This window comes from Sciscionella marina DSM 45152 (assembly GCF_000379465.1).
Classification (GTDB): domain Bacteria; phylum Actinomycetota; class Actinomycetes; order Mycobacteriales; family Pseudonocardiaceae; genus Sciscionella; species Sciscionella marina.
The window spans coordinates 35,861-45,232 of record NZ_KB905407.1 but is presented as its reverse complement, the minus strand read 5'-3'; the positions used below and the strand labels follow the sequence as shown (position 1 = coordinate 45,232).

General features: G+C 71.8%; 1 protein-coding gene. It reads left to right on the top strand.

Annotated elements, in window-relative coordinates; translation table 11 throughout:
* The coding region (locus tag A37U_RS45775) for a type I polyketide synthase (RefSeq protein ID WP_040588971.1) at positions 1 to 9,369 on the top strand (9,369 nt) is incomplete at its 5' end.
* Positions 9,370 to 9,372 lie beyond the last annotated feature (3 nt).

Genomic DNA, 9,372 nt, shown 5'->3' with positions numbered 1-9,372 from the left:
CAGGGTTCGCAGCGTGCCGGGATGGGATCGGGGTTGTACCAGGCATTTCCGGTGTTTGCGGCGGCGTTTGATGAGGTTGCCGGGTTGTTGCCGGTGGTGCGGGATGTTGGGCGACTTGATCGGACGGGGGTGGCGCAGCCGGCGATTTTTGCGTTTGAGGTGGCGTTGTTTCGGTTGGTGGAGTCGTGGGGTGTTCGGCCGGATTTTGTGGTTGGGCATTCGGTTGGGGAGATCGCGGCGGCGCATGTGGCTGGTGTGTTGTCGTTGGAGGATGCGGCGAGGTTGGTGGGGGCTCGTGGGCGGTTGATGCAGGCGTTGCCTGGGGGTGGGGTGATGGTTGCTTTGCAGGCGAGTGAGGCTGAGGTTGCCGGGTTTCTTTCGGATGAGGTGTCGTTGGCTGCGGTGAATGGTCCGGAGTCGGTTGTGTTGTCGGGTGTGGGTGGTGCGGTTTCCGGGGTGGTGGATCGGTTTGCTGGTCGCCGGTCGAGGCGGTTGGAGGTGTCGCATGCGTTTCATTCGGTGTTGATGGAGCCGATGCTTACCGAGTTTGCTGCGGTGGTGGGGGAGTTGGAGTTCTCGGCTCCGCGGATTCCGTTCGTGTCCACCGTGGACGGAGAACGGACCGAACGGGTCGCGGAACCGGACTACTGGGTCGAGCACGTCCGCGCCACCGTCCGGTTCGCCGACGGCCTGTCCTGGCTCGCCCAAGCCAATGTCACGAAATACCTGGAAATCGGTCCCAGTGCGGTCCTCACCGCGCTGACCGGAAGCGAGGTCTTCGCCGCCTCCTTCCTGCGCGACGGCCGCGAGGAGGCCGGTGCCGCGGTCACCACCCTGGCCGCCGCGCACACCCGCGGAGTGCCGGTCGATTGGGCGGCGCTGTTGCGGCCCACCGGCGCCCGAACGGTCGACCTGCCCACCTCGGTGTTCGAGCGCCGCCGGTTCTGGCTGGCCACCGGCACCGGAGCGGCGGACGTCCGCGCGGCCGGGCTGCAGGCGGCCGGGCATGCGCTGCTGGGCGCCGCGGTGCCGTTCGCCGACCGGGACGGCTGGGTGCTCACCGGACGGCTCTCGGCGGCCACGCACCCGTGGCTGGCCGGACATCGCGCGTTCGGCGAGGTTCTGGTTCCCGGGACCGGACTGCTCGAACTCGCGATCCGTGCCGGAGACGAGGCCGGTTGCGCGGCGGTCGAGGAATTGACCCTCGCCGCGCCCCTGGTACTGCCCGAGCGCGGCACGATCGAGGTCCAGGTCCTCGTGGGCGAAGCCGATGCCTCCGGACGCCGCCCGGTCTCCATCCACTCCCGCCTCGAAGAGGGCGACTGGGCCGAACACGCCAGCGGCACCCTCGCCGCCGCCCACCCGGCCGCACCGGAAGGTCTCCGCGAATGGCCACCCACCGCGGAACCGATCGAGCTGGACGGCTTCTACGCGGACATGTCCGCCGCGGGCCTCGACTATGGGCCGCCGTTCCGCGGGCTCACCGCCGCCTGGCGGGACGGGGATGCCGTTCTCGCGGAGGTGGCCCTGCCGGAACACACCGAGGTCGACGGCTTCGGGCTGCACCCGGCGCTGCTGGACGCTGCCCTGCACACGATCGCCCTGCTGCCAGGGGAAAGCGGCCGACTGCCGTTCGGCTTCGCCGAGGTCGCCGTGTACGCCACGGGAGCCACCGCACTGCGGGTCCGGGCCGAGGCGCGGGGAACCGACAGCGTGTCGGTACTCGCCACCGATGCCGCCGGAACACTGGTGGCCACGCTCGGCGCCGTCACGGTGCGTACCGCGCAGCTTCCGGCGCGGTCGGATACGGATTCGCTGTACGAACTGAGCTGGATCACCGCCGAACCGGCAGGCGAACCCGTCGCGTTCGCCCCGATCGAGGCTGCACTGCTCGAGGACCCGGGCGAACAGCCTCCGCCCGCCGTCGTGCACACCGTCCTCGACACCGAGCCCCACGAGGCGCTCGCCTCGAGCCTGCGGGTCGTCCAGGAATTCCTCGCCGCCCCACGGTTCGCACAGTCCCGGCTCGTGCTGCGCACCGGGGATTCCCCGGCCGGGGCGGCCGTACGCGGCATGGCCCGCAGCGCCGCCTCGGAGAACCCCGACCGCCTCGTCATCCTGGACGGCGAGGATGTGGCCGCCGCGCTGGCCACCGGTGAACCCGAGGTCCGTGTCCGGGACGGGGCCGCCGAAGTGCCCCGGCTCACCCGGAGCCGACCGGGCGAACCCGTCGGCTGGGGCACGGGCACCGTGCTCGTCACCGGCGGAACCGGCGGCGTCGGTGCGGCGATCGCCCGCCATCTGGTCACCGCGCACGGGGTCGGCAAGCTGGTGCTCACCAGCCGCCGCGGCCCGGAAGCCCCCGGAGCGGCCGAGCTCGCCGAGGAACTGGGCGCCGAGGTCGTCGCCTGTGACGTCACCGACCGGATCGCGGTGCGCGAACTCCTCGACGGCATCGAGGATCTGACCGGGATCGTGCACGCCGCCGGGATTCTCGACGACGGTGTGCTCACCGAGCTGACCCCCGAGCGGTTCGAGACCGTGCTGCGGCCGAAGGCCGAGGCGGCCCGGATCCTGCACGAGCTGACCCGCGAGCGCCCGCTGACCCGGTTCGTGCTGCTGTCCTCGGTCTCCGGCATTCTCGGTGGCCCCGGCCAGGCGAACTACGCGGCCGCCAACGCCCTGCTCGACGACCTCGCCCGCCGCCGCCGGGCCGAGGGACTGCCCGCGGTCTCGGTGGCCTACGGCCTGTGGGCGGACGGAATGGGTGGACAGTCCGATGTGGACAGGCTCGCCAGGTCCGGGTTCGGCGCGCTGACCGTGCCCGAGGGGCTTGCCCTCTTCGATGCGGCCCAAACCGTCGAGACCCCGGTCCCGGTACCGGTCGAACTCGACCTGCCCGTACTGCGTGCCCTGGCCCGGACGGCGGAGCCGCCCGCGGTGCTGCGGAGACTGGTCCGGGTGCCGAACCGGCGGGGTGCGGCCAACGCGGCGGGCGCGGAGGGACTATCGGCCACGCTCAGCGGGCTGTCCGCCGCCGACCAGCATAGCCACCTCCTGGAACTGGTCCGGCGGCAGGTGGCGAACGTACTCGGGCACAGCACGGCATCCATCGAGGCCGGGCGCGCGTTCACCGAGCTGGGTTTCGACTCGCTCACCGCGGTGGAATTGCGCAACCGGCTCGGCGAGACGACCGGACTGCGACTGCCCGCGACACTGGTGTTCGACCACCCGAGTCCCGCGGCACTGGCCACCCATATCCGCACCAAGCTGGTCGGTGCGGCCGCCGAGACTCCCCGGAAGCGAGCGCACCGGACCGAACCGGATGAACCGCTCGCGATCGTCGCGATGAGCTGCCGCTTCCCCGGCGGGGTTCGCTCACCCGAGGATCTGTGGCGACTCGTCGCCGAGGGCACCGACGCCATCACCACCTTTCCTGCCGACCGCGGCTGGGATCTGGACCGGCTGTTCGACCCCGACCCGGATCATCCAGGCACGTCCTACACCCGCGAGGGCGGATTCCTGCACGAGGCCGCGGAATTCGACGCGGAGTTCTTCGGCATCTCGCCGCGCGAGGCGCTCACCCTCGACCCGCAACAGCGCCTGCTGCTGGAGACCGCGCAGGAGGCCTTCGAACGGGCGGGAATCGATCCCGTCTCGCTGCGCGGCAGCGCCACCGGGGTGTTCGCCGGGGTGATGTACGACGACTACGCCTCCCGCCTCTCCGCGACACCGGAAGGCATGGAAGGACTGCTGGGCACCGGCAGCGCGGGCAGTGTGCTGTCCGGCCGGGTCGCCTACACCTTCGGTCTGGAGGGGCCGGCGGTTTCGGTGGACACGGCGTGTTCCTCCTCGCTGGTCGCGCTGCACTGGGCGGCGCAGGCGCTGCGCTCGGGCGAATGCGGTCTGGCACTGGTCGGTGGTGCGGCGGTGATGTCCAGTCCCCATCCGTTCATCGAGTTCTCCCGGCAGCGTGGTCTGGCCCCGGATGGGCGGTGCAAGCCGTTCGCGGGTGCCGCCGATGGGACGAGCTGGGCCGAAGGCGCCGGATTCCTGTTGCTGGAGCGGCTTTCCGATGCGCGCCGTAATGGGCATCGGGTACTGGCCGTGGTCAAGGGTTCGGCGATCAACTCCGACGGTGCCTCGAACGGTCTGACCGCGCCGAACGGTCCTTCGCAGCAGCGGGTGATCCGTGCGGCACTGGACAATGCCGGGGTTGATCCGTCCACAGTGGACGTTGTCGAGGCGCATGGCACGGGTACGGCTTTGGGCGATCCGATCGAGGCACAGGCCTTGCTGGCGACCTACGGTCAGGAGCGGGAAGAGCCGTTGTGGCTGGGTTCGGTGAAGTCGAATATCGGGCACACGCAGGCGGCCGCCGGTGTCGCGGGGATCATCAAGATGGTCGAGGCGATCAACCACGAGATGCTGCCAAGGACGCTGCATGTGGACGAGCCTTCTCCGCACGTGGACTGGGATTCCGGCAGTGTCGCACTGTTGACCGAGGGACACACGTGGCGGCAGGACGACGGTCCGCGCCGGGCAGCGGTGTCCTCGTTCGGGATCAGTGGCACCAACGCGCACGTGATCCTGGAACAGGCGCCCGAACAACCGGAGACCGCGCGCACGGTGTCGGCGCCCGCGCTGTTGCCGTGGCTGCTTTCCGCCCGGACCGAGGAGGCGCTGTCCGCTCAGGCCGGGCAGCTGCTGGGCACGCTCGGCTCCGCGGACCAGGTCGACATCGCGTATTCGCTGGCGACCACGCGCACGGCGTTCGAGCGGCGTGCCGTGCTCACCGGTGACACCGAGACGCTGCGCGCCGGGCTGACCGCACTCGCGGAGGGGCATGCCACGGACCGGGTGGTCACCGGCCGGGCGAAGGAAGGGAAGCTCGCGTTCCTGTTCACCGGGCAGGGATCGCAGCGGATGGGCATGGGATTCGGGCTCTACGAAGCGTTCCCGGTCTTCGCCGCCGCATACGACGAAGTACTCGCACTGTTGCCGGAGCTCCGGGCAGTCCCGGACGCCGAAGCGCTCAACGGCACCGGTACGGCGCAACCCGCCCTGTTCGCGCTCGAGGTGGCGCTGTTCCGGCTGCTGGAATCCTGGGGTATCCGGCCGGACTTCCTTGCCGGGCACTCGATCGGGGAGATCGTCGCGGCGCACGTGGCCGGGGTGTTCTCGCTGGCGGACGCGGCGAGGCTGGTGGCGGCCCGTGGCCGGTTGATGCAGGCGTTGCCCGCCGGTGGGGCGATGATCGCGGTGCAGGCGAGCGAGGCCGAGGCCACCGAGTTCTGCTCCGCGGAGGTCGGGCTGGCCGCGGTCAACGGGCCGGAATCCGTGGTTCTGTCCGGTGTGGACACTGAGGTGCGGGCCGCGGCCGTGGCCCTTGCCGAACGTGGCCACCGCACGAAGGAACTGGCCGTCTCGCACGCGTTCCACTCGGTCCTGATGGAGCCGATGCTGGCGGAATTCGAAGCCGTGGCGCGCTCGATCGACTATGCCGCGCCGTCGATCCCGGTCGTTTCCAACGTCACCGGCCGGTTCGCCGAGCAGCTGACCGATCCGGCCTACTGGGTGCGCCATGTTCGGGAACCGGTGCGGTTCGCCGACGGTGTCCGGGCACTCACCGAGGCCGGAGTGACCCGGTTCGCCGAGCTGGGACCCGACGGGGTGCTCTCGGCCGCCGGGACCGACAGCGCCCCGGACGCGGTGTTCGTTCCGGTGCTGCGCAAGGACCGCGCCGAATCGGCGAGCGCGGAGACCGCCTTCGCGCGGCTGCTCGCCGGTGGCACGGAGGTCGACTGGGCCACGTTCTTCGCGGGCACCGGTGCCCGCGAGGTCGCGTTGCCGACCTATGCGTTCCAGCGGGAGCGCTTCTGGCTGGAGGCGCCCGCCGACACCGGTGATGCGGCCGGGCTCGGGCTGACCTCCACCGGGCACCCGCTGCTCGGGGCGATCTCCTCGACGGCCGCCGAAGACGGACTGATCGCCTACGGCAGGCTGTCCCGCACGGCCGCTCCCTGGCTTGCCGACCACGCGGTGCGGGACACCGCGCTGGTGCCCGGAGCGGCCCTGGTGGAACTGACCGTGCGGGCCGGTGCGGAACTGGGTTACGGGCAACTGGCCGAGCTGACCCTGGCCGCGCCGGTGGTGCTGCCGGACCGCGGTGCCCTGGCCGTGCAGATCGTGGTCGGCGCCCCGAACGGCGAGGACCGCCGCCCGGTATCGGTCCACACGCGACACGTCGACGCGCCCACGGGCGAACCCTGGACGGCGCACGCGAGCGGCCTGCTCGGCTGCGCGGAGACCCATCCCGCCGCCGAGGACGGGGCCTGGCCACCGCCCGGGGCCGAGGCGCTCGAGATCTCCGAGCTGTACACGGAGCTGGCCGAGGCCGGGCTGCACTACGGTCCGGCGTTCCACGGGCTGCGCGCGGCCTGGCGGATCGGTGAGGATGTCTGTGCCGAGCTCGAACTGCCCGCCGCGCTGCACCAGGACGCCGCCCGGTTCGGGCTGCACCCGGCGCTGCTCGACGCCGCGCTGCACGCGATCGGCCTGCTGCCCTCGGCGGATCCACACGCGACCCGGCTTCCGTTCCAGTGGCGGGATGTGGTGCTGCACGCGGTGGGGGCGACGGCCGCCCGCGTCCGGGTCACCGCCGCCGGATCGGACACGGTCCGGCTGGAGCTGACCGACGGAGCCGGTGCCCCGGTCCTGACGGTCGGGGCGCTGGCGCTGCGCGAGATCACCGAGCCGGGACCGGGGAGTTCCGGTGACCTGTACCGGCTGGACTGGGCCTCGGTCGCCAACGAGCCCGGACCGGTTCCGCGGGCTCGGGTGCTCGCCGCGGTACCCGATGGGGCGGATACCCCTGCGGTCACCCACGAACTGCTGACCAGGGTCCTGGCGGGCCTGCACGAGGAACTGGCCGATGCGGAACCGGAGGGCGATCCGGCTCCGCTGGTGGTGCGCACCCAGAATGCTGTCGCGGTGTCCGCGGCGGACGACGTCGATCCGGCCGCCGCGGCGGTCTGGGGCTTGGTGCGCAGCGCCCAGTCCGAGAACCCGGGACGGCTGGTGCTGCTGGACGCCGAGGAGTCCGAAGTGGAGACCGCGCTCGCCGTGCTGGGAGAGGAGACGCAGCTCGCCGTGCGGCACGGTGTTGTGCACGCCGCCCGGCTGTTCACCGCGGTCTCCTCCACCGATCTCCTGCCGCCCCCACAGGAGGCGGCCTGGCTCCTGGACCTCACCGGACCGAGCTTTGAGCCGTATCCGGAGGCCACCGCCGAGCTCGCGCCCCGCTCGGTGCGGATCGCGGTCCGTGCGGCCGATGCGGGCTCCTCGCGCACCGCGCTCGGCACGGATCCGGGAGAACCGGCTCGGTTCGGCTGCGGGGCCGCCGGTGTGGTGGTGGAAACCGGCTCGGCGATCGGTGATCTGTCGCCCGGTGATCCGGTGATGGGCCTGGTGCACCGCGGGTTCGGGCCGCTCACCTTCACCGACCGCGAGCTGCTGGCCCGCGTTCCGGAGGGCTGGACGTTCGAGCAGGCCGCCGCGGCACCGCTGGCGTTCCTGTCCGCTTACCACGCCCTGACCGATCTCGCGGAGCTCGAGGCGGGGAAATCGGTGCTGATCCACTCCGCGGTGAGGGGGGCCGGGACGGCCGCCGTCCAGCTGGCGAGGCACTTCGGCGCCGTGGTGCTGGACACCGATGAGGACCGCGGTGCCGAGGTGGCGCTCGACCAGTCGCCGGGGGAGTTCGCCGGGGCGGCCGAACGCCTGTTACCGCGCGGTGGGCGGTTCGTGGAAATGCGCAAGGCGGAGTCCGGTCCGGACGGCGGCCCGGACGGGCAGGATTCCGGTGTGACCTACCGGGTCGGCGATGTGATCGACGCGGACCGGGACCGGATCGCGCGGATATGGGAGGAGCTGAGCGCCTTGTTCGAGGCCGGTGTGCTCACTCCGCTGCCGACCCGCGCCTGGGATCTGCGCCGCGCGCCGGAGGCACTGCGTCATCTCGAACAGGGACACTCCGATCAACGGCCCGGTGGCGAGGTCGTGCTGACCGTTCCGCGTCACCCGGCCGGTGGCACCGTGCTGATCACCGGCGGCACCGGAGAACTGGGCGCGATGCTGGCCAGGCATCTGGTTTCCCGGCACGGCATCACCGATCTGGTGCTGACCAGTCGTCGCGGCCCGGACGCGCCCGGCGCGGCCGAACTGGCCACGGAGCTGACCGGGCTGGGAGCCACCGTCCGGATCGAGTCGTGCGACGCCGCCGACCGCGCGGCGCTCGCCGCCGTGCTGGACCGGATCCCGGAACTCACCGGGGTGATCCACGTTGCCGGGGTGCTGGACGACGGCTTGCTCACCGGGCTCAACACCGAGCGGCTGGCGAAGGTGCTGCGCCCCAAGGTGGATGCGGCATGGAACCTGCACGAGCTCACCCGGGATCGTGCCCTGGCGATGTTCGCGCTGTTCTCCTCGGCGGCCGGGGTGCTCGGCGCGCCGGGGCAGGCGAACTACGCCGCCGCCAACACCTTCCTGGACGGTCTCGCCCAGCACCGGCGCGCCCTCGGTATGCCCGCCACCTCGCTCGCCTTCGGTCTGTGGGCCCGGGGGATGGGCGACTCGGCGGACAGTGACCGGATCGGCCGGAACGGTATCGGCAGCTTCACCCCCGCGGAGGGGTTGGAACTCTTCGACCGGGCGATCGGCCTCGCCGAACCGGTGCCGGTTCCGGTGAAACTGGACCTGGCCGGGCTGCGCGCCGAGCAGGAACCGATTCCGCCGCTGCTGCGCGGTCTCGTGCGCGGGTCCGCCCGCCGCGCCGCACCGGTGGCCGGAGCGGCACAGGCCGAAGGGCTCAAGCGCAGGCTCGCCGGACTGTCCGGGCCGGACGCGGAACAGGTGCTGCTCGGCGTGGTCCGTGGCCAGGCCGCGGCCGCGCTCGGGCACGCGGGCCCGGGCGCGATCGAACCGGACCGGGCGTTCACCGAACTCGGCTTCGACTCGCTGACCGCCGTGGAACTGCGCAACGGGCTCGACGCGGCCACCGGGCTGCGGCTGCCCGCGACCCTCGTCTTCGACTACCCGACCCCGAACGCGCTCGCCGCATTCCTGCAGTCGGAAGTGGTTCCCGCGGCCACCGAACCGGAACCCGGGGTGACCGCCGGAATCGACCGGCTCGCCGCCGAACTGTCCACAGTGGACGTATCGGAGGCCGAAGGCGCGGAGGTCGAGGCGAAGCTCCGGAAGCTGGTCACGCTCTGGCAGCAGCGGTCCAGGCCGGAAGGCGAGGACGACGCCGACCTCGACGTGGAAACCATCGACGACATGTTCGCCCTGCTGGACAACGAACTCTGACCC